The sequence below is a fragment of the Actinoallomurus iriomotensis genome, from assembly GCF_030269445.1.
In the GTDB taxonomy this organism is placed as follows: domain Bacteria; phylum Actinomycetota; class Actinomycetes; order Streptosporangiales; family Streptosporangiaceae; genus Actinoallomurus; species Actinoallomurus iriomotensis.
Genome location: NZ_BSTJ01000003.1, coordinates 471272 through 492598, shown reverse-complemented (window position 1 = coordinate 492598; position 21327 = coordinate 471272). Strand labels below are relative to the sequence as shown.

Genomic DNA, 21327 nt, shown 5'->3' with positions numbered 1-21327 from the left:
AGAGTAGAGGATCACCGGACATAAGCGCAGCCCGGCTGGCTTTGCGTGCGCTGCATCAGTTGCACGCGAGACAGCGCGTCTTTCTCGCGCTGGCAGCGGTGGCCATGCTGACCTCCGCGTTTCTCACCGCGATCGTGCCGGTCGTGCTGGGCCAGCTGGTGAACAAGGTCGTGGCGCAACCGCACGTCATCCATCGGGCTCTCCTCACCGGACTGATCACCGTCGCCGCGGTGCTGCTGATAACCCAGCTTCTGCAGGTCATCCGCAGGCAGCTGGTCGAAGCGGTATCGACGGCCTTTGAACGCGACACCCGAGAGCTCGCGTACAAGCACGTTCTGCACCAGGACCTCAGTTACGTTCAGCAGGGCAAGATCGGCGGTATCTACGGCCGTATCAACCGGGGCATCGAGGGTTCGACCAGGCTGTTGAAACTGAGCTTCATGGATTTCCTGCCGACCGGTGCTCTGGCGCTCGCCGCCGTGGCGATCTCTTTCAGCCGCAATGTCAGCGTGGCGCTGGTCATGGCGTGCGTCATCCCGACCGGGCTGCTGCTGGTGCAGTGGCAGATCCGCAGCCAGGCCGGCATCCGGGTGAAGGTCCGCAACCACAAAGAGGAGATCGACGGTCAGGTCGTCGAGCTGCTCCCCGCGCTGGAGACGGTGCGCGCCTACAACGCGCAGGACTACTTCAGCGCGCGCGTGGCCACCTCGGCGGGCGAGCTGCGCGGCGCGGAGATGAGGCACCACCGCGCGATGGCATGGTTCGACGCGGCGAAGTACGCGAACGAGGCGCTGTGGTACGTCCTCGTGCTGAGCTTCGCGATCGGGCTGGTGACGGTGGGAAAGATGGGGCCGGGTGAAGTGCTGGCCTACGCGCTGCTCTTCAACAACATCATCGCTCCGCTGCGCGACCTTCATCGCATGCTGGACGAGGTCTCCGAGAGCGCGCAACAGGCCCGCGACCTCGCCAACCTCCTCGACCGGCCCCAGGACGTCAGCTTCAGCGTGAGCAACCGCCCGGCCCGCGCCGTCGTGCGCGAAACCGCGCGCGAGCCCGTACCGGTCGGAGCGGGGATGCGGGCGTCGAACGCCGGTGCGTTCCGCGACGAGGTCGTGCGGGTGAGCAACGTGATGTTCTCGTACCCGGGGAGCGACGGAGGCCGCGTGCTCGACGGCGTTTCCCTGTCCGTCGGATCCGGCGAACGCGTCGGGCTGGCCGGACCGTCCGGCTGCGGCAAGTCGACGTTACTGAAGATAATCGACCGGCTCCAGCACGGTTACGTCGGCGACATCGAGCTGTTCGGCATGCCGCTGTCGAGTTACAGCCGGGCGGAACTGGCCAGACGCGTCGGCTACGTGAGCCAGCGGTACTTCCTCTACCGGGGCACGATCTATGACAACATCGTGTTCGGTCTTGAGGACGAGGTCATCCCCGCACAGGTCGAGGACGCCGCACGCCGCGCCAACGTCCACGACGTCATCAAGAACCTGTCGGACGGCTACCAGACACTCGTCCACGAGCGCGGCGACAGCCTCTCGGGCGGTCAGGCACAGCGCATCTGCCTCGCCCGCGCCCTGCTGCGCCGGCCGGACCTGCTCCTCCTCGACGAGCCCACGTCGGCGCTGGACAACGAGTCACAGCGAGCGGTGCAACGGGCGATCGAGGAACTCGACGGGATCACCATCATCGAGGTCGCTCACCGGCTCGACACCCTGCGGAGCGCCGACCGGATCTGCGTGCTCGAGGACGGCCGGCTCGCGGAGCAGGGAACCTACGACGAACTGGCGTCTTCCGACGGAGTCTTCGCACGGCTCCTGCGCAGCTCTCACGATGAGGATCTGCACGGCTGACGACCGGGCGGGCGTACGCCGCGGGCCGGCCCGCGGGGGCGCGCGCGTACCGCCCGCTCCAAGGAGGACGATGACGGATCACCACGAACTCTCCGGCTCTCTCTTGAACTCCCACCACAGGAGTGAGTACTCCGCTCCCTGCACGGGGTAGATGACTCTCATCCGGTCCTTTCCGGAGACCGCGGTGCGGGTGAGTTTGTGCGTCTCCTCCGGGATCTCCGTGCCCGGACCGACCAGGGCGACTCTGCACTCGCGAATGGCGATGCCCAGGTCCGCCTCGCGGTCGGACACGATGGAGATGTCGTACTCCCGGCACGGAAGGCCGATGGTCTCCTGCCACATGTAACATCCGTCGACCTCGGCGAACGCTCCCGTGTCCGATTCGGCCTCGACCTCGTACAGGAAGGCCACGAGGGGGCGGACCGGCATGTCGTCCTCGGCTTCGGGCCAGCAGCTCTCCGGAAGAGGCTGCCCCTGGATCAGCCAGATCGCGTGCTGGCCGTTCCCCTCCCAGTCCGACTCTTCGATCGACACCTCGACGCTGCCGACCCATTCGGAGATCCTGTTCTTCAGCCCGAGCCGGTTGAGGACACTCGTGTCCTCGTCGAATATCGCGTCGAGCGTGCCGGTCATGGATTCCAGGCGTTCCGGCGTCGGAAGCACATGCATGGACTTCAGGGTGATGACCGGTGGCTTCCTGAACACCGAGTTGGTGTCGACGTATCCGTACACGTGCGCGTGCCGTCCGTACAGGAACAGGATCAGGAACTTCTTGCGGACCGTGGCCGCTCCGCTTCGCCCGATCGACAGGTCCGTCGACAGTTTGTCCAGGGCGAACCCGTACAGATGGGCCGAGGTGTTGTAGTGCGCGGATCGGCTGGGCAGGAGCATTCTCTCGTGGCGGAACGCCGGGATCCTCCTGGCGAGGGCGAACAGCTGGTCCGTGGGGCCGGGCAGGCCGAGCAGGGAGATGGCCCGGATCGCGGTCCAGACGAATTTGCTGTACCCGAGGAAGGCCTCCGAATTCGCGACCGCCAGCCTCTTGGGCGTGACCTGGGAGAACCAGAGTACGGTCAGCGTCACGAAGCACAGGCTGAACCAGAAGGTCACCGAGGAGTCATGTGTTTCGCCGTAGAACGGAACATAGATCCAGTCGTAGGACGTCGCCAGGCTCGCGAACGACACGATGAGCACCACGAACACCTGGCGTTGGGCGAAGAAGAATCCGGAACGCCGCTGTATCGCGCTCAGCAGGTCCCGGGTTCGCCGGTCACTGACCTGAGAGGCGTCCTTGTCGAGCAGGTCCGCGACCGCCAGCTCCATGCCCTCCGCGAAGGACAGGAGCACGAGGAGGGCGACGGTCGTGACGGCCAGCAGCAGGGGTGCCGAGTCGTGCCGGTCCAGGTGCCGCATGAGCGTCGCGAGCCAGATCACCAGGAGCATCACCCACGCGACCCACAGGATGAGCGAACGCCCGTAGGACAGCATTCGTCCTGCCGTCTCCCCTGAGCTCATCCGTCGCTCCTGTCGAGTCTGATGCTCGCGATCTCCTCGACCAGCCGTCTCACCTGGGTGGTCAGCTCTTCGAGCTGCCGGCTGATGTGTTCCAGCCCTTCGTAGGTCTTGAAGTGCGGTGGGGGTTGCTTGGGCGGCGGCCCGACGTGGACCTGTCCGGACCGGGGGCCGGGGTTTTCCGATTCACGTGGCGCTTTCCAGTGAGTCATCTGCGCTCCGAGAATGACAATTCGACGAACCCGTCATGGTGGCTGTTCAGCCTGGGGAGACGCCCGGTCGGCGGTCGATCATTCGGGTTGATCTTTGGCCGGGCTTGAAGACCATGGTTGTCGCGCCCCCGTTGCCGCTGCTCCGAGTCGTCGGAGGGGTGGCGACTCCTGCCTTGGCATACCTTCAATTTGACATCAATCGCCGTGAATGCAAGAGAACACCTGGAATAATCAAACCTAGTGGCCGAACATCTCATAACAAAAGGGGCATCGTGCGCACCGGAAGGCCTTGTAGTGGCCGTTAATCGCCTGACCCAAGTGGGCATTATGAGCCGCCCTGAGCATTCTGGGGAGACCGCGCCGGGATCAAGCCCCGCGCCGTCGGCTACCCTCGCGTCGGCGTACGGACCCGCTGTGAGGCGGATCGACCCGGGTCGCCGGCTCGGACGCGCGGTCGCCAATGACTGATAGTCGACAACTACATGACCAGATCAGTCAGAAGCGCGTCACCGGTCAAATAAGGCGGCGGGTCGAAAGTCGCCGGCTGGACTGGAGCGGGTAGTCCCTTTTGTCGCCTTCCGGTGGGGCGATTGTCCGGCCGGTACCTGAGCTATATGGCGGATCGGGGTCTTCGGTCGGTGTGGTTTAACGTGACATCGCGACCGAAGGCAGATTTCGCGGGGAACGCCCTATATGGTGGCCCGGTCGATGGGTGCGGCGAGGCGTATGTGGTTTTCACGGAGTAGGACATCCCGTTTCGAAGGATCTTTGCAGGTGAGAGACTTGGCCGCAGCCTGAAAGGTATTGGAGGACACGCTGAGGATCGTCATCCGAGGGCGGTGTGGCGATCAAAGAAGAGAAACGGGCGTTCATCGCCGTAGGAGACGTACGGTTATCGCGTAAGTCGCGTGGGTGCTTGAAATGGCACTCAATAAGAGCTCCGTTACGCGCCGGAGCCGCGGCTTACGCAGGCCTCCCAACGAATACACCCCGAGGTGCGTTACGAGCCTGCCCGCGTCAGCAGCGGTCGCCGCAGGACGGTGGCTCGGAGCCACTCGGGCGGCAGGTGCATGCAGAGACCAGACTGATCGTGAGGTCCACATGAACACCGCGATTTCCATCGTGCTCCTGATCGCCGTCTTAGGTTTCGTCGTGGCCCGTCCCGGCGGGCTCCCGGAGGCCGTCGCCGCGGCGCCGGCGGCCGCTCTGGTCCTGACGTTCGGGCTGGTTCCGGCGGGTGCGGCCTGGCACGAGGTGGGCGCACTCGGGCCCACGGTGGGATTTCTCGCAGCGGTCCTCGTCCTCGCCTACCTGGCCGATGGCGAGGGAGTCTTCGCCTACGCCGGAGCCATGGCGGCACGTTGGAGCCGGGGCTCCCCGCAACGCCTTCTGGCCAGGGTCTTCGCGATCGCCGCCGCGGTGACGGCGACGCTCAGCCTCGATGCCACGGTGGTCCTGCTGACCCCCGTCATCTTCGCGACGGCCGCCACGGCGGGCGTTCGGCCTCGGCCGTACGTCTATGCCTGCATCCACCTCGCCAACTCGGCATCACTGCTGCTGCCGGTCTCCAACCTCACGAACCTGCTGGCGTTCGACGCCAGCGGTCTCACCTTCGGTGACTACAGCCTGCTCATGGTCGCTCCATGGTTCGCGGTCGTCGGGGTCGAATATCTGATCTTCCGCTGGTACTTCGCGGGCGATCTCGACACCCGGCAGAACTCATCGACGCTGGTGCGCACGAAGGCGCCGACGGTGGCGATCGTGGTGCTCGTCCTCACTCTGCTCGGGTTCGGTCTGCTGCAGCCCTTCGGCGTACATCCGTGCCTGGTCGCCCTGGCCGGTGCCGGAGTGCTCACCGTCCGGCGGCTGCGCGGGCTGCGGGTCGCCGAGCGCATGGCCGTCGTACGGTCCATGGCCGCCTCGGCCAATCCGGCGTTTCTGCTGTTCGTGATCGCTCTGGGCCTGGTCGTCCTCGCCGTGCGGCGTAGCAGCGCCGGCGACCTGATCGCCCGGATGGTGCCCCACCACGCCAGTTTCTTCGGCCTGCTGACGGTCACCGTCATCGCCGCGATCCTCGCCAACCTGCTGAACAACCTGCCGACGACGCTCGTCCTGGTGCCGCTCGTCTCGAACTCGCCGACTCTGGTGCTGGCCGTGCTGCTCGGCGTCAACATCGGTCCCAACCTGACCTATGTCGGCTCCCTCGCCACGCTCCTGTGGCGCCAGTTGCTCCGCTCGCACGATCACCCGCCCGACGTCAGGGACTTCCTACGGCTCGGCGCGCTGACCGTACCGGCCTGCCTGGTCGCCGGGGTGCTGACGCTATGGCTCAGCCTGCATCTTCTGGGCAGGCACTGACATGCCGGTGAGGACGGGCGCGCGGTGAACGGAGGGCTGTGGCGGAGGGCGCTGGCCGAGTTCCTCGGTACGGGACTGCTGGTCGCGGTGGTCGTCGGCTCCGGGATCATGGCCGCACGGCTGTCGTCCGACGCCGGCCTCGCGCAGCTGGAAAACGCCATGGCCACCGCCGCCGGGCTGACAGCGCTCATCCTGTTCCTCGGGCCGGTGTCCGGCGCCCACTTCAACCCGGTCGTCTCCATCGCCGACTGGGCGCTGGACCGCAAGGCCCGCGGCGGCCTGTCCGGCCTGGAGCTACTGGCCTACCTGCCGGCCCAGGTCGGCGGCGGGATCGCCGGCGCGATACTGGCCAACGTGATGTTCGCGCTCCGCGCGGTCAGCGCCTCGTCGAAGGAGCGCTTCAGCGGACACCTGTGGCTGGGGGAGGTGGTCGCCACCGCGGGGCTGGTGGCCCTGATCTTCGCCCTGGCCCGCTCGGGCCGTACGAACCTCGCCCCCGCGGCGGTCGGCGTCTACATCGGCGCGGCCGGCTGGTTCACGTCCTCCACCTCGTTCGCCAACCCGGCCGTCACCATCGCCCGGGCCCTCAGCGACACGTCGACCGGCATCTCCCCGTGCTCGGTGGGACCTTTCATCGTCGCCCAGCTAGTCGGCGCCCTCATCGGGGGCGTGCTGGTCGTCCTGCTCTACCCGGCCGCGGTCGGCGACACGGGCGTACTCGTCCCGCACGGCGATTCGGAGGGCGACGGTCCGTCTCGCGGTGACTCCGCCTGAGCGGGTTGGGGGCGAGAGAGGGCGCCGGAGTCCTCTCCGGCGCCCGAATATCAGCTGGTTCCGCGGGTGCTCCTCAGCGCGCCGGCGGTCGTACGGCGGCGCGGGGCGTCGTCACGACGTCGGAGACCCGTCACTGAAACTGTCATCGTTGCCCCGGCCGCCTCCGCCGGTGGCGCCCTGGTAGTCGCGCGGGGCGGTCTGTCGATCGGCACCGGTGTCCGCGCGAGTGCTGCCGTCGTCGCTGGAGGCCGCGCGCCGGCCGGAGTTGTCGCGCTGGCCGGAGTTGTCGCCCCGGCCCGAGTTGTCGCCCCGGCCGCGGGCCGCGCCGGCGACGGGGGCCGCGTCCTGGTCACGTCGGGCCACGATGCGCTCCGGACGCGAACGGTCGCGCTCCGGGCGCGCTATCGCGATCGCGCGGTTGTTGTTCTTGTTGTAGATGTAGATCCGGATGAAGATGCGGGGTCGATTGTGGTTCCCGTTCCAGTTCCGGTTGTGAGAGCGGTGGTAGAAACGGTGGTGGTGATGCGAACCCCACACGAGATCGACTTGAGCATTCGCGGGCGAATTTGCGAGCAGGGCGCCGGCGGCTGTGGCGACCACCAGGCCGATGTAGGCGCTTGTCTTGTTCAGCACGTCGGTTCTCCTTATTGCTCGATCCGCCCTTGGGGCTGGTGAATCGGCGCCCCTTGATGAAGGCGCCCTCCGGTAGGCTCCGGGGAGGGCGCCGGAGTCATTACCCCGGCGCCCAGTTCACGTGGGCGGCTTAGCGACTCAGCGGCACATGGCCGCTCCTTTGGCCCGAGTCACTCACGTGGCCGTATGACGGCGACGTCGGTCGTTCTGCCGTCAGAATTGATTTACTTCTCCCTCTCGCGCTGGCGCTCAATGACGAGCGGGCGCCGGTCCTCTTCGTCAGTGCGGGCGACCGCGATGTTGTTGTTCCGGTTGTGGAGGCGGAGCCGGATGTGGTTGAGGTTGTCGGACTCGTTGCCGTTCCAGTTCCGGTTCCGTGCGTGGTGGAAGAAGCTGGAGTGCGAGCTGGCGCAGCAGCCACCGCCACCCCACGTGGGAACGGACGCGAACGCGGGCACGCTGGTGGCGACGGCACCGCCGGCTGCGGCGATCAGCAACCCGGTGACGATGCTTTCCTTCTTAAGCACCTTGAGTCTCCTTCTTGATCGGAATGGCGCGATAGCCTCATGAGCCGGCGCTCCTAATTGTTCCGATGAGCGCCGCATTTTCTAATATTCCCTAGTTCCTACGCGGCAACATGATCGCCGGGTAAGATGACAACAAAGAGCGATGGGGGATAAATTGAAGGGCGTCGGAGTGAACCTCCGACGCCCTAACTCCTTGATTCTGGATAAGCCGCCCAAGCCGCCATGCCTCTGCCAGGCGGCAGGGCCGTCGGTCAGGTTGACCGGTGACCTGCGGACCGCGCATCAGAGAGATCGTCTATTCGACCATGCGACAGGCGGGCTCCGACGGATTCGCCGGCGTCGATCACTTCTCCCGCTCGCGCTGGCGCTCCAGGATCAGCGGGCGCTCGTCGTCCTGCCGAGTGCGGGCGACCGCGATGTTGTTGTTCCGGTTGCGGATGTGGAGCCGGATGTGGTTGAAGCCCTCGTTCTCGTTTCCGTTCCAGCTCCTGTTCCGGTTGACGTGACCGAACGAGGAGCAGGAGGAACTCGAGCAGCCGCCGCCCCACGTCAGAACCTGCGCGAACGACGGCGCGCTCGTCATCACGACGCCGGCGGCCGTGGCGACCAACATACCGCTGGCCAGAGTCGTCTTGCTGAGCATGTTGTCTCTCCTTTTCATCGGAATGGCGTGATGGCTTGACGGACGGGCGCTCAGATGTGTTGGAGTGTCATATCCGCCATCACAGGTGAACTGTGCTCGCGGCAAATGATTGCCGCCGCGTAAGGCGATAAAGATCGAGGATCGGTCAAGTGGCGCGAATTCTCGGCCGACGCTGTCGGCGTTGGATCCAGTGTCTGGACCTCGTCGGGCGGCTTCGCGGTGTCAGCGGCGTCTGCCGTGGCCGCCGTTTCTACCGTGCCCACCGCTCTTGCCATGGCCGGCGCTCTTGCCGTGGTTCTCATTGCGCCCGGGGTCGTCATTACGTCCGGCGTCGTCACCGCGGCCGGCGTCGTCATTGCGGCCGGCGTCGTCGTTGCGGCCGGCGTTGTCGCCACGTCCGCGGGTGTCGCCGGACGCGTCGCCATTGGTGCCCTCGGGCGCTCCGATGCCGCTGTCGCTCGGCGCTCCGGCGTTGCTGCTGCCGCCGTTGTCGCCCCCGTTGCCGCGGCCGTTGGCACCGCCGTTGCCGCGCCCGTTACCGCCGCCGTTGCCGCCGCCTGCGGGGGGCGGAGGAGGCGGAGGAGGCGGACCGGCCGCGTCGTCGCCGAACCGACCGATGACACCGTCGAGTGGATCACGGTTGGCACTGGTGCGGGCGACGGCGACGTTGTTGTTGCGGTTGTGGATGTGGAGGCGGATTCGGTTGAAGCCCTCGTTCTCGCTCCCGTTCCAGTTCCGGTTGCGGTGGTGATTGAAGATGTGAGTGCGGGAGTGAGAACCGCAGCAGCCGCCGCCCCACATCGGGGTCTGACCGAACGCGGGCAGGCTGCCGCCGATGAGGGCGCCGGCTGCTGCGACGGTTAGAAAACCGCCAGCTGTTAGCGTCTTCTTGAGCATGATCGATATCCTTCTTTCTCGGAATGGTGCGATGGCTTTCGCGGGCCGGCACTCTTGGATGGCGCGAGGAGTGCCGCCTTTTCTTCTGTCCTCTTCGTGCTTTAGCGGTAGTACGGCCACGCTTGGCGCGTGACGCGGAGGCCGCGTACCGCTAAAGTCGAAGAGAGCTTGGGAAAGTGGCGCCCGTGCCCGAATTCCGAGGCGGGCGAGTCACTGGCTGGAGCGGCCCGCGAATACACGGACTGTTACCCCGAGATGTCCGACTTGTCCCTAGCGGTGCTGATATCAGTCACCTTCGTTGGGCCTGATGAATTCAGCGCCATCGTTGCGGCGGTTGTTGCCGCGCGTCCGGGCGACGGCGATGTTGTTGTTGCGGTTGTGGAGGCGAAGCCGGATGTGGTTGAAGTTCTCGTTCTCGCTCCCATTCCAGTTCCGGTTGTGGTTCGCGACCAGATGGGTCTGGGAGTGCCCGGCGAGCGCGGGCGCGGCGAACGCGGGCGCGCAGGTAGCGAGGACGCCGGCGGTCGCGGTGATCATCAGGCCGGCAGCTGCGGCCGTCTTCTTCAGCACGTTCGATCTCCTTCTATGTCGGAACGGCGCGATGAATCTCGCGAATAGACGCTCTCGGATCTTTCCGGGAGTGCCGCGCTTTCTAACATTCCCCGGTGATTTCTGGGCAAGATAATCGACGGGTAAGATGATATTTATAAAGAGCTTACGTAGTGCTAAGTGAGCGGGCTCCGGAGTATTTACTCCGACGCCCGAAATACGCGGATTCTAGGAATTTGGCGGCTTTTGTGGCCGCCGCCGAAATGGAGCCGGCGAGGGAGCGAAGGCCGCTCCAGGACCGACCGAGCCCACTTCAGGGGGAAGGTGACCCGACGGGTCCCCGGCCGGCGCCCGCGTCGCTCCAGCGGTTCCCGGGTCGAGCCCGCCCACGCCCACACCCGCCGTACCGGAATCTGTACGGCCACCCCCTGTGACGCTTACCCGCGCGCTGCCTGCACGTACGGGGCCGGTAGGTCCGCTGACCGGAGTGGCCGCAATGCTGAGATGTGCCCTGCCGGTGCTTGGCCGTGTGTTGGCTCTGTCTGTGGCGGCGGGGCGTGCGTTGCCCGCGCGTGTGGTGGAGGGATGCGTGGGGCTTGTGTCGGTGGGCCCGCTGGCCGGGGTGACCACAATGTCGGGGTGCGCGCTGTCGGCGCTTGGCTGCCTGCTACGTCCACCTGCGGTGCCCAGCTCTGTGTTGCCCGCGTATGCGGTGCCGGGTTGTGCGAGGTCTGAGCCTGTGGGTTCGCTCGGTGGGGTGGTCGTGGTGGTGGGGTGGGCAGTGCCCGTGCTTGGGGTGTCGGGGCGTGTGGCGCCTGGGTCTGTGGGTTCGCCGGGTGGGGTGGTCGTGGTGGCGGGGTGGGCAGTGCCCGCACCTGTGGTGTCGGGGCGTGTGGCGCCTGGGTCTGTGGGCCCGCTGGGTGGGGTGTCGGTGGCCGTGGCTGGGCTTGCGTTCGTGGGCGGAGCGTCTGCGCCGGTTTTCGGCCGGTTACCCGTGATCGGCATCGTGGGCCTGGAGGCCGTCGTGGGCCGGGCTTCTCGGGGGCTGAGGCGGACGATCAGGGACTGCAGCCGGTTGCCGTTCCCGCCGTACGCGCGGGGGTGGTGTCGGTTTCCGTCGTGGAGGCGGTGGCCGTGACGGTGGTGGCTGGGTCGGCCTTGCAGGAGATTCGTCAGGGCGTACACCGGTGTGCTGGTGAGCGGAGCGCCGGCGGCTGCGGCGACGGCCAGCGGGATAGAGGCCTTTGTCTTTTTGAGCACGTCTGCCCCCTTACCTCGGTGCTCGCGGTAGCGAGCGAAGGGCGCCGGAGTCGTCACCCCGGCGCCCGATGTTCGCGGGCGACTCGGCGACTCAGCGGCTGGTCCGCCGCCTCATGTGAGGAGTCGCGACGCGGCTGGAGTGACAGCGGCGTCCGCCGTCCCTGGGTCAGTCGTCGAAGCCCCCGACGCCGAGACCGCCGCCGAGGCCCAGGCCGAGACCGTCGTCGTCACCGCCACGGCGGCCGCGGCCGGTCGTGGCGACGGCGATGTTGTTGTTCCGGTTGTTGAGATGGAGCCGGATGTGGTTCAGGTTCGAGTTCTCGTTGCCGTTCCAGTTACGGTTGTGGTGCCGAGAGAAGTGGCGGAAGGAACTGTGGGCGCCACAGCAGCCACCGCCCCACGTTGGAACCTGAGCAGACGCGGGCGAGCTAGTAAGCAGAGCGCCGGCGGCGGTGGTGAGAAGCAGACCACCGATGGCGCACGTCTTCTTCAGCACGTCGGTCTCCTTTTTTGGTCGGAATGGCACAATGGCCCTCACGAGCCGGCACTCCCTGAATGTCCAGGAACGGTGCCGTGCTTTATAGCATTCCCCGCCCCTTTCTCGGCAAGATAATCACAAGGTAAGATGACAATAAAGGGCAGCGAATTGCTGAAATGAGAGATCTAGCCGCTTATCGTACGAGCTAGCGCACAATGTCCGAAATTGAGCGTTATGAACGAAACCTTGTGGTCAGGACTCCCCGGCGGCGCCGGTGGAGGACGGGGCGGCGGCAGGCTCCACCGGCCGGGAGCGGCGGCGCGGAACGACGGCGGCGACGCCGAGGGCCGCGCAGGCGAGAGCGGTCGCGACGACGCCGCCCCTCGGCGACCAGCCCGCCGTCACCAGCATCACCTCGGCGATCGCCCCCGCGAGCGCCACGGCCGCCGTGCCCGCCACGATCGCCCGTGCGAGGGGGTCCAGGCCGCTCAGGAGCAGCGCCACGCAGAGCGCCGGGACGTACAGGACGAAGACCAGCGTCAGCGGCCCGGTCACCGGCGACCGTACCCCGGCCAGTGTGAGGGCCGCTCCGGTCAGGCCGGCGACCACCGGAGTGCCGAGCAGCAGCAGAGCGCGCATCACTACCCCAATACCAGGAATCGCTCGACGATGACGACGGCGAGGACGATGACCAGGAAGCCGGACCACACCGTCAGCGGCTGCAGGCGCCACGTCTCATTCGGGCGGATCCGGATCCGCAGCACCTCGCGGGCGACCAGGATGACGATCAGCAGCGGGAGCGCGCACAGCCCGATCGGGGTCCACGTCGTGTGCCGGACACCGAAGTGCGGAGCGCGCGCGGGCGGCGGTGACGCGCCCGGCGGCGGCTGGCGCAGCGCGTACACGGCCGCGTCCTCGCTCACCGTGACCGGGCGCAGCTGCGGCGAGGACGCCAGCGCGGCGCGCATCCGGTCGGCGTACGACAGCGGCAGGCCGTAGTTGAAGTGGTTGTACGCCTCGTTGCCGCTCGTCGTGATGAAGTAGCCGCCCGGCCGGTCCAGCAACGCCTGCACGATGTCCGTCAGGTTGGACGGGTCGGCGGGAGCGCGTACGGCGGAGTAGTCGAAGTGCTCCATCTTCGTGGCGCCCCACGGCATCATCGGGAAGTATCCGGCGTCGTCCTCAGGGTCGGCCAGCCACACCACGTTGATCACATTGTGCGGCGTCTCCCTCAGCATCGCGTTGAACGCGCGGACGTCGGCCGGGTGCACCTCCTCGAAGTTCTCGTTGCCGAAGCGTACGAACAGGAAGCCGCCGGCGATGACGAGCCCGCAGGCGGTCGCGGTGAGGACCGCGAGCGTACGACGCGGGGCCGTGAACGTCGTGGGGAAGAACAGGTACGCCGCGAGGATGCACGCGCCCGGGATCACGAACAGGTACACCCGCAGCGCGATCTCGCCGCCGTAGCTCTGCAGGCCCGCCGCGAGGAACGGCACGGCCAGCAGGACCAGTGCCACCCGGTCGTCGATCCGCCGCAGCCGGCGCCGCAGCAGGCCGAGCGCGGCGACGATCATGACGGTGGCGGCGATCAGGATCCGGCCCGTCTGCACCGTCGCGAGGCTCACGCTGCCGCTGCTGACCCGGCCCGCGACGCCGCCGGTGAGGTTCGACAGGAGCGCGCCCATGCCCGAGAACAGGTCGCCGACGTGCCCGGCCCAGTACGCCGTGGTCATGAAGCTCACCCACGCGGCCACCATGACGCCGAGCAGGATCGGCAGGCCGCGCAGCGTGCTCCGCCGTACGAGCACGAGCGCGCCGCACACGAACAGGATCAGGAACGGGGTCAGCTGGTGGCTGGCGGTCGTGACGGCGAACACCACGACCAGGATGAACAGCAGGACCGTACGCTCACCGACCGAGCTCTCGGCGGGCGGGCGCTCACCGGGGGCGAACGGGCCGCGGAAGAACGAGCGCAGCCGCCCTCCGCCCGCCGCCCACGCCGACCGCCGGCTCTGCGGGCGGAACCAGTTGAGCAGGATGCCGATGAACACCAGGTACAGCAGGTAGCCGAAGCCCTGCGGCGAGAAGTAGTCCTGGCCGACCCAGTCCGCCGCGGCGAACAGCCAGACGGCGAGCCACTGGGCCCGCCAGTTCGCCCGCATCACCCGGAGGATGAGGTACATCGGCGCGAGGTAGAGCAGCTGGCTCGCCACCGGCGCCCAGTGCAGAAGCGGTTCGAGGTTGTGCACCCCGGCGACGCGCGTGACGAACGCGATCAGCGCGAAGAAGCCCGGCCAGCTGAACCGCGCGTCGAGCGCGTAGTCGGCGGCGCCGGTGCGGCCGATGTACTCCACGAACCCGTTGTGCTGCCAGGCCGTCTCCGGCCGGGCGTACGTCTCGAGGGCGGGCGCCAGGCCGTGCAGCGACACGATGATCGCCACGAGCTGGAGGAACAGCAGCACGCGGTACTGGCGGCGCAGCCAGAGCGTGAACATGAACGCCACGACGAGCAGCCCGCCGCCGACGAACGTCGCGACCGGGAGCACGGACACCAGGCCGTACCCGTCCATGCGCAGCATGTTCACGTGGCGCAGCGGCACCCAGTAGAGGCCGAGGCCGGTCAGGAACAGCACCCAGGCGAGCGCGGCGCCCCACGGCCGCCGGCCCGCCGGTTCGACCGATTCCGGCAGGTCGCCCGGCTCGCCGGGCTCGTCCCGCACGATGCTCACCGAGGTTCCCGACTGGGCGAGCGGCACCGGCCGGGCGAGCGTGTCCTCGTCGTCCTCGTGCAGGACGACCGGCGCGACCGGGATCGGCTTGACGGCGCGCAGCAGCGCGGGCAGCACGGCCACGGCGATCGCGACGGTGACGGCCAGCACGGCGAAACCGGGACCGGCGACGTCGTGCCGGTCGCTGAGCAGGAGCACGAGCGCCAGGACGCCCGCGAAGCGCACGGCCTGCAGCAGGGCGATGAGGCGGGCCCGGCGCTGCACCCGCAACACCCCGATGAACAGCTCGATCAGGGCCTTCGGCAGCGCCGCGAGCGCGAGCAGGCGCAGCAGCGGGGCGCCCTGCTCGGCGTAACCGGGGCCGAACAGCGACAGGCCGGGTCCGGCGCCGAAGAAGATCACCGCGGTGATCGGCACGAGGATCAGCGCCATCCGCCGCATCGCGGAACGGGTGGCGACGGCCAGCCCGTCGACGTCGAACGCGCCCTCGACCGTCAGCGACATCGCCATGTTCACGGCGAGCACGTCGACCGTCGCGCCGAGCACCCAGGCCATGTAGAAGTACGCGTTGTCGCTGGCCGAGAGCGTGGTCGCGACGACGACCGGCACCAGGTTGCACAGCGCGTAGTAGAAGAGCGTGCCGGTGTAGTCGCCGGCGAGGTAACGCCCGATCTGCCCGCCCGAGGGGATCGGCCGGTCGCCGCTCGTCTCCTCGACGTGGCGGGGGATGAGCCGCCGCTGCACGAGCGCCTCGACCGGCAGCAGCAGCGCGACCGCGGAGACCACCCACGACACCGTGATCCCGTCGCCCGGCAGCGCGCTCGCCAGCGCCACCAGCAGCATCACCTTCAGGCACGCGAACAGGGTGTTCTTGCCCAGCACCCAGGTCGCCCGCCGCAGCCCGGTGAGCAGGCCGTCCTGCGCGGTGAACAGGCTCCAGGACACGACCGCCAGCACGAAGAACAGCCCGTGGCGCGGAGTGGCCAGGCGCGAGAACGACGGGCCCCACCAGCGCAGCGTCAGCAGGAACCCCACGGCGAGGGTGGCCGCCGCCAGCACGCCGGCGAGGTAGGTGCGCAGCGCGAGGGCGCGGGTGCGCGGGCCCATCTCGGGGATGAACCGCATGAGGATGAAGTTCAGCGCGGTCAGCCCGCCGAGGAACATCATCGCCTGGTTCTGCGCGGACTGCCGCCCCACCTCGGCGGGGTCGTAGATCCGCGCGGCGAGGAGCCAGTAGCCGAGGCCCAGGGCGCCGGTCAGGCCGCCGTTGATCATGAGTGCGTACGCGTTGCGGAACAGCGGGTTGGACAGCTCACCCCGGAGCGCCATCATGCGCTTCAGTCTCGTGTCCTCCCGCGAACGCGCAAGCACCCGCGGCCGCGTCACGCGACTCCCCGCAACCGCCGGGCGGCGTACCGGGACCGGCGTACGACGGCGTATCCCTTGGTCAGCACGTGATCGGCGCGGTATCCCCGGCCTTCGAGGGCCCGTTCGAAACCGTCGAGAGTGGTCGTGGCGCGTACGGTCAGCCGGGGCACGGCGAAGCGTTCGTGCCGCCCGGTCATGACCGCGTTGGCCACCGCGCAGGCGGAGGTGTAGCCGCAGGCGCGCACCTCGCGGCGCACCCGCGCGCTGGAGTAGCCGTACGGGTAGGCCATCGTGCGCACCGGGCGGCGGAGCCGCTCCTCCAGGAGCCCGCGGCTGCGCCGCAGCTCCTCGCGCAGGGCCTCCTCGCCGAGCTGGTCGAGCTGCGCGTGGCTGTGCCCGTGCGCGCCGATCTCCACTCCGGTGGCGGCGACCTCCGCGGTCTGCCGCCAGGTGAGCATGCGTCCGGGTGGCGCCCCCGCCGCGTGTGGTCCGGCGTCGTGCAGCCAGCCCGTCGTCACGAACAGCGTCGCGGCGAAGCCGTACCGGTCGAGCACCGGCAGCGCGTGCTCGTGGAAGTCGGCGTAGCCGTCGTCGAAAGTGATCACCACGGGGCGTACGGCGGGGCGCGTGCGCTCGCCGAACGGCAGCGGCGTGTAGCCGCGCTCCTTGAGCCAGGCCAGCTGCTCGGCGAACGCCTCGGGCCGTACGGCCAGGCGGTCGGAGCCGCCGATCGAGTGGTACATCAGCACCGGCACCACGCCGGCTCGTGTCGCGTCGTTCACTGTGCCTCCCGTTCGCGCCGGCCCCCCCGGCCGGTGCGGATGCTCATCGACGGCGGGTGGCCGTCGCGCGCCAGGAGCGACCCGGCGGCGTAGCCGAACGTCGTGAACGCCAGCCCGGCGACGATCGAGGCCGCGCGACCGAGCCCCGACGGGTCGCCGGTGACCGCGGCGCGCAGTCCGCGGGCGACACCGCGGGGCAGCGCCACCACGGCGTGCCGGCGTTCGCTGGCCAGGCCGTCGCCGACTCCCACGCTCCGCGTCACCAGCGCCTTCGACAGTCCCTCGGCGTAGCAGCGGCTGCGGAAGTAGGCGAAGCGCGCGCGTTCGGCCGGGACCCGGTGCCAGATCACCGCGTTGTCGTCGTACAGCAGGACGGTCTCGGGGGCGGCCTGCCGCAGGCGGATGCAGAACTCGGTCTCCTCGCAGCCGAGCGGCCGCCCGCCCGCCGTACGCCCGATGCCGCTGCGGAAGCCGCCGGCCACGTCGAAGACCTCGCGCCGGAACGAGGCGTTGCCGCCCATGAGGTTGCGGATCGGCCCGCGGTCCATGCCCCGGTAGGTGCACCCGACGACCCAGGCGAACTCCTCGGGGAACCAGCGAGGAGCCACGCCGTCCCACCGGGGAAGGGTCAGGCCGCCGACCCCGGCGACGTTCGCGTCGTCGTAGCCGCCCGCCATCGCCGACAGCCAGCCGGCCTCGGCGGTCGCGTCGTCGTCGAGGAAGGCCACGACGTCGCCGGCCGACGCCGCGACGCCGGTGTTCTTGCCCCCGGACAGTCCCCGCGGCCCGGAGTTGGGGATGACCTTGACGTCCGGCAGCGCCGGCCGGAGACGGCCGAGCAGCGCCGGATTGTGGTCGACCACGACGATCACCTCGTGCGCCGCGAGGCTCTGGGCGCGTACGGAGGCGACGGCGGCCAGCACGTCGTCCCAGCGGTCTTCGGTGTAGGCGCAGATGACGACGGAGATCTTCACGCGGCGTCCCCGGCGTGACCGCGCAGCCGCGCGTAGGTCTTCAGCACCCGGTCGGCCCGCGCGTACAGGGCGGGATGGGCGAGCACGGCGCTGCGCGCGCGGCGCACCGGGGCGCCCTTGACCCAGTGCAGCCCGGCGCCCGCCGACGCGCGGGCCACCCGGCCCTCGGCGATCGGGAACTCCCCGTTCTTCAGCCAGTCCTTGTACTCGCGTCCGCCGCGGCCCATCGCGATCTGCGTGACGCCGGACTCCGCGGCCGCCTCCGCCATCCGCAGGTGGCCGATCATGCCGGGAGAGTACTTGGCGAACTCCGTGTCGTACGCGGGGAACCAGCCGGCCATCACGGTGCCCGTACGCAGCCCGAGGTGGGCCGAGATCGGGCGGCCGCCGGCGCGCAGCACGCTGAGCACGCCGGTGCCGGTGGCGTGCAGGTGCTCGGCGAGCGCGACGATCCACGACTCGGCGAACCGGTCCGTACGGCCGGTGCGGCGGTACTGGGCGGACTTCCACGCCATCAGGCGCCGCAGCTCGGCGGGGTCGCTCTCCTCGAACGTGTAGGTGACCTCGCCGGCCTCCCGGCCGAGCTTGCGCTCCTTGTAGCGCACCGTCTTGACCGTCTTGGGGGAGCGTTCCCGCGCCTGTTCGGCGTACGCCGCGAAGCCCCCGCTCAGGTCCATGACCGGCTCGACGCGGGTCTCCGCGTGGTACGGCGCGAAGGCGGTCTGCTCGGCGAGCAGGTGGTCGAACTCCCACACCGAAAGGCGGCAGGCGCGCAGCAGCGCGCGTACGTCGAACTCCAGGTCGGCGGGGGCCACCATGCCCTGGCAGTCGGTCAGCCCGGCGCCGATCGGGCGGCCGATGCCGAGCACGTGCCGCTCGTACGGGAAGAAACCCGCGACCCCGTCGCCGTCGCTGAGCACCGCGACCCGGGCGCCGGCGCGGAACCGGCCCACGGCCAGCGTGAACTCCGGGGACAGGAAGGGGTTGGCGAGAGTGGGGGTGGAGGCCTGAAAGCCACGCCATCGGCGCAGCTCGGCTTCGCCGAGTTCGTCGGGACGGATGACCTCGATCCTCATCAGCCCGCCTCCTCGAAGCCGGGCTCGTAGCGCGGGAGGACCGGGGGCGGGGGCGTCCGGCGGCCGCGCATCATCGTGCGCAGGACCCGCAGGCCGTCGCGGCGGGCGTTGAGCTTCGACTCGCCCGACCTGCGGTCGAGCTCGTGGCTCGGCACCTCGGCGACGCGCAGGCCGGCGGTGATCGCGTTGACGCACAGCTCGGTCTCGATCTCGAAGCCGTCGGCCTCGAGGCCGAGCCGGTCGACCACCGAGCGGCGAAGGGCGATGTAGCCGTAGCACAGGTCGGTCCAGCGCACGCCGTAGAGCACGTTGGCGAGCCGGGTCAGCCAGAGGTTGCCGGCCCGGCGGATGAGGGTCAGGTCGTCCGAACCGCCGCCGACGCAGTAGCGGGACCCCTTGACGACGTCGAACCCGCAGCAGATCAGCGCGACGAACGCGTCGATCTCCTTGGGGTCCATGCTCCCGTCGGCGTCGATCGAGACGATGACGTCGCGGGTGGCGGCCTGGAAACCGGCGCGCATCGCGGCGCCCTTGCCGATGGGGGGTTGCTCGATGATGACGGCGTCCGGGCGCAGCTTGCGGACGAGGTCGGCGGTGCCGTCGTCGGACTCGCCGTCGACGACGACGATCTCATCCACCCCGGAGAGCCGGGGCAGGAGCCATCGGAGATTTTCGGCCTCGTTGAGCGTTGGGATGACAGCGGAGACCGTCGGCCAGGAAGCGCGGTGGCGTGCGGCGTCGAGGTGGTGCAGGACCGCGCCGGATTGCATGCCGTCGGTGAGTTGGACAGAGTCCGGCTCGTGCATTTGGGTGCCCCCGTTTGGCAGATCGATGCTCGGAGAACCGGAGTTCTCCAGCCGAGGCTCGTGCGGGCTGACACCATCGATCGTCGGGCGCGGGGTGCGGAAAACCCTCCCCCGGCTGACGCAACCGCCCTACGTCACCCGGACGGTTCCGCTATGTAATCGTCCTATTGCGGAGTGTTATGGCCCGTTCGCTGACCTGTGGGAACGTCGAGCGCCGTCAGTTCGGGCGTACGGTCGCCTATTGGGTCAAACGCGCCAAAAAGGGGTGGCGCTGACGCCACCCCGTTCGCGACGCCGGCCGCGCCCCGGGCTGGACCCGGGAACGCGGCCGGCCATCCTGACCGGCCGAGGGAGAGCCGTCATCGCGCTCGTCGAGCGTTCACCCGCGGTCGCTAACCGATGATCGAGAGAGTCCCCTTGCTGCCCACGATGTCGTTCGGTTCGATCGGGCAGCGGGAGAGGATCGATGCGATGGTGGGTTCGAAGCCGGCCACGACGATCGACGCCCCGTGGAACTTGCCGGAGTCGATACTCCCGAGGCTGACGCCAACGGAGGACGCGGCGACCGTGCCCGATTCGACGCCGGTCGTGCTCGTGGCGGTGCCGCCGTCGGCCAGGTTCCAGGTGAAGGTGGCCGAACCGGTCACATCGGCGGCCGTGCAGCTGCCGGTGGCGCGGCCCGACGCCTTCCACGAGCCGCCCTTGACCTTGGCGCCCTTGCCGACCGAGACGTCCGTGCAGCTTCCCAGCTTTCCGCCGGCCGTCCAGGTGACGCCCTCGGGCTGGGGGAACGTCGCGCTCAGCGTGGCGGTGGTCAGGCTCGCGTTGGCGCATTCGACCGACGCGGCGGCGTGCGCGGGCGTGGGTCTGAGCAGCATGAAAGCCGATGCGAGCGTGACCAGCGCCAGGGCCGGAACGCCGAGCCGGATGAGCAGGCGCCGGTTCGGGGTGCGCCGCCGGCCGCCTGCGTCGGCGGCGACGTTTTCGGTGGGATCCATGTCTTCCTCCTTGATCCGTTGATCGGGTGGGCCGGTCGTGCGGTGTGTGATCACCTCCTCTTCGGGTGCGGGGACCTGCCCCGGGCGGGCGGCGAGCGGCCCGCCGCCCGGGTGGGCTCAGCCGATCGCCTGCGCCACGACGTGGGCGCCGCCGTCGGCGTGCACGATTTCCCCGGTGGTGGCCGGGAGCCAGTCGGACATGAGCGCGACGCATGCGCGGGCGACACTGGCGTGGTCCTTGGTGCTCCAGCCGAGCGGCGCGCGGTTCTCCCACCAGGTGCCGAGTCCGTCGAAGCCGGGGATGGCCCGCGAGGCCATGGTGTTCAGCGGCCCGGCCGCGACGAGGTTGACCCGTACGCCCCGGCTGCCGAGCGAGGCGGCGAGGTAACGGGCGCACGACTCCAGCGTCGTCTTGGCCACCCCCATCCAGTCGTAACCCGGCGACGCCTTACCGGCGTCGAAGTCCAGGGCGACGACCGACACGGAGGGTGCGAACACCGGCAGCAGCGTCGTGGTGAGGGCGTGCAGGGAGTGGGCCGACACCCGCAGGGTCGTGGCCACGTCCTCCCACGGCGTGGTGAGGAAGTTGCCGCCGAGCGCGGTCGGCGGGGCGTACGCGATCGAGTGCAGGAGACCGTCGAGCGGGCCGTCGAGATGTTCGCCGACCCGGTCGGTGAGCGAGTCGAGATGCCGCGTGTCGGCGACGTCGAGTTCGATCACCGGCGCGGGTTCGGGGAGCCGTCTGGCGATCCGTTCGACCAGGCCGATCCGGCCGTGGCCGGTCAGTACGACCCGCGCGCCCTCCCGCTGGGCGAGCGCGGCCACGTGGAAGGCGATCGAGGCGTCGGTGATGACGCCGGTGATGAGGAATCTCTTCCCCGCGACGATTCCAGGCAAGGGA

The 21327-nt window shown here is 69.0% G+C and carries 19 protein-coding genes; 3 read left to right on the top strand and 16 right to left on the bottom strand.

Features of this window, described 5'->3' with window-relative positions; genetic code table 11:
- The first annotated feature begins 59 nt into the window (after window positions 1-59).
- Window positions 60-1850 carry an ABC transporter ATP-binding protein gene (locus tag QSK37_RS15365; RefSeq protein WP_285620968.1) on the top strand — a complete coding sequence of 597 codons (1791 nt, stop codon included), beginning with the start codon at window positions 60-62 and terminating at the stop codon, window positions 1848-1850.
- 78 nt (window positions 1851-1928) lie between these two features.
- Here the strand turns inward: QSK37_RS15365 and QSK37_RS15360 are convergent, their stop codons facing one another.
- Window positions 1929-3365 carry a CNNM metal transporter family protein gene (locus tag QSK37_RS15360; RefSeq protein WP_285620967.1) on the bottom strand — a complete coding sequence of 479 codons (1437 nt, stop codon included), beginning with the start codon at window positions 3363-3365 and terminating at the stop codon, window positions 1929-1931.
- Window positions 3362-3574 (bottom strand): hypothetical protein, encoded by a 213-nt coding sequence (locus tag QSK37_RS15355; RefSeq protein ID WP_285620963.1) that lies wholly within the window; start codon window positions 3572-3574, stop codon window positions 3362-3364. Before QSK37_RS15355 ends, QSK37_RS15360 begins: the two co-directional genes overlap by 4 nt.
- A 1101-nt stretch (window positions 3575-4675) precedes the next feature.
- Between QSK37_RS15355 and QSK37_RS15350 the strand changes: the two genes are divergently transcribed.
- Entirely contained in the window at window positions 4676-5932 is a 1257-nt protein-coding gene (locus QSK37_RS15350) for an SLC13 family permease (protein ID WP_285620961.1), read from the top strand.
- A gap of 24 nt (window positions 5933-5956) precedes the next feature.
- A complete protein-coding gene (locus QSK37_RS15345) occupies window positions 5957-6706 on the top strand; it encodes an aquaporin (protein ID WP_285620958.1) in 750 nt (249 codons plus the stop codon).
- 111 nt (window positions 6707-6817) lie between these two features.
- On the opposite strand, the gene QSK37_RS15340 is transcribed toward QSK37_RS15345, so the two are convergent.
- The 14 genes from QSK37_RS15340 to fabI form a co-directional block, all read right to left on the bottom strand.
- Window positions 6818-7339: a hypothetical protein gene (locus QSK37_RS15340; protein ID WP_285620955.1), complete on the bottom strand. Its 522-nt coding sequence runs from the start codon at window positions 7337-7339 to the stop codon at window positions 6818-6820.
- 224 nt (window positions 7340-7563) lie between these two features.
- Entirely contained in the window at window positions 7564-7866 is a 303-nt protein-coding gene (locus QSK37_RS15335) for a hypothetical protein (protein ID WP_285620953.1), read from the bottom strand.
- 343 nt (window positions 7867-8209) lie between these two features.
- Window positions 8210-8509: a hypothetical protein gene (locus QSK37_RS15330; RefSeq protein WP_285620951.1), complete on the bottom strand. Its 300-nt coding sequence runs from the start codon at window positions 8507-8509 to the stop codon at window positions 8210-8212.
- A 222-nt stretch (window positions 8510-8731) separates the two neighbouring features.
- On the bottom strand, window positions 8732-9406 hold the full coding sequence (locus QSK37_RS15325; RefSeq protein ID WP_285620948.1) for a hypothetical protein: 675 nt from the start codon (window positions 9404-9406) through the stop codon (window positions 8732-8734).
- Window positions 9407-9691: 285 nt separating this feature from the next.
- A complete protein-coding gene (locus tag QSK37_RS15320) occupies window positions 9692-9976 on the bottom strand; it encodes a hypothetical protein (RefSeq protein ID WP_285620944.1) in 285 nt (94 codons plus the stop codon).
- A gap of 1405 nt (window positions 9977-11381) precedes the next feature.
- Window positions 11382-11711 carry a hypothetical protein gene (locus QSK37_RS15315; RefSeq protein ID WP_285620940.1) on the bottom strand — a complete coding sequence of 110 codons (330 nt, stop codon included), beginning with the start codon at window positions 11709-11711 and terminating at the stop codon, window positions 11382-11384.
- A gap of 234 nt (window positions 11712-11945) precedes the next feature.
- Window positions 11946-12332, bottom strand: coding sequence for a hypothetical protein (locus tag QSK37_RS15310; protein WP_285620938.1), 387 nt, complete (start codon window positions 12330-12332; stop codon window positions 11946-11948).
- Window positions 12333-12334: 2 nt separating this feature from the next.
- Window positions 12335-15754: a lipopolysaccharide biosynthesis protein gene (locus QSK37_RS15305; RefSeq protein WP_285620935.1), complete on the bottom strand. Its 3420-nt coding sequence runs from the start codon at window positions 15752-15754 to the stop codon at window positions 12335-12337.
- 50 nt (window positions 15755-15804) lie between these two features.
- Window positions 15805-16572: a polysaccharide deacetylase family protein gene (locus tag QSK37_RS15300; protein WP_285620930.1), complete on the bottom strand. Its 768-nt coding sequence runs from the start codon at window positions 16570-16572 to the stop codon at window positions 15805-15807.
- Entirely contained in the window at window positions 16569-17546 is a 978-nt protein-coding gene (locus QSK37_RS15295; protein WP_285620927.1) for a glycosyltransferase family 2 protein, read from the bottom strand. The genes QSK37_RS15300 and QSK37_RS15295 overlap by 4 nt, the downstream gene beginning before the upstream one ends.
- The gene (locus QSK37_RS15290; RefSeq protein WP_285620924.1) at window positions 17543-18622 is read right to left on the bottom strand and encodes a GNAT family N-acetyltransferase; all 1080 of its coding nucleotides are present in this window, start codon (window positions 18620-18622) and stop codon (window positions 17543-17545) included. The genes QSK37_RS15295 and QSK37_RS15290 overlap by 4 nt, the downstream gene beginning before the upstream one ends.
- Window positions 18622-19428 carry a glycosyltransferase family 2 protein gene (locus tag QSK37_RS15285; RefSeq protein ID WP_285620921.1) on the bottom strand — a complete coding sequence of 269 codons (807 nt, stop codon included), beginning with the start codon at window positions 19426-19428 and terminating at the stop codon, window positions 18622-18624. The genes QSK37_RS15290 and QSK37_RS15285 overlap by 1 nt, the downstream gene beginning before the upstream one ends.
- A 392-nt stretch (window positions 19429-19820) precedes the next feature.
- Window positions 19821-20426, bottom strand: coding sequence for a hypothetical protein (locus tag QSK37_RS15280; RefSeq protein WP_285620918.1), 606 nt, complete (start codon window positions 20424-20426; stop codon window positions 19821-19823).
- Window positions 20427-20543: 117 nt separating this feature from the next.
- On the bottom strand, window positions 20544-21323 hold the full coding sequence (gene fabI, locus QSK37_RS15275; protein ID WP_285620916.1) for an enoyl-ACP reductase FabI: 780 nt from the start codon (window positions 21321-21323) through the stop codon (window positions 20544-20546).
- Window positions 21324-21327: the final 4 nt, after the last annotated feature.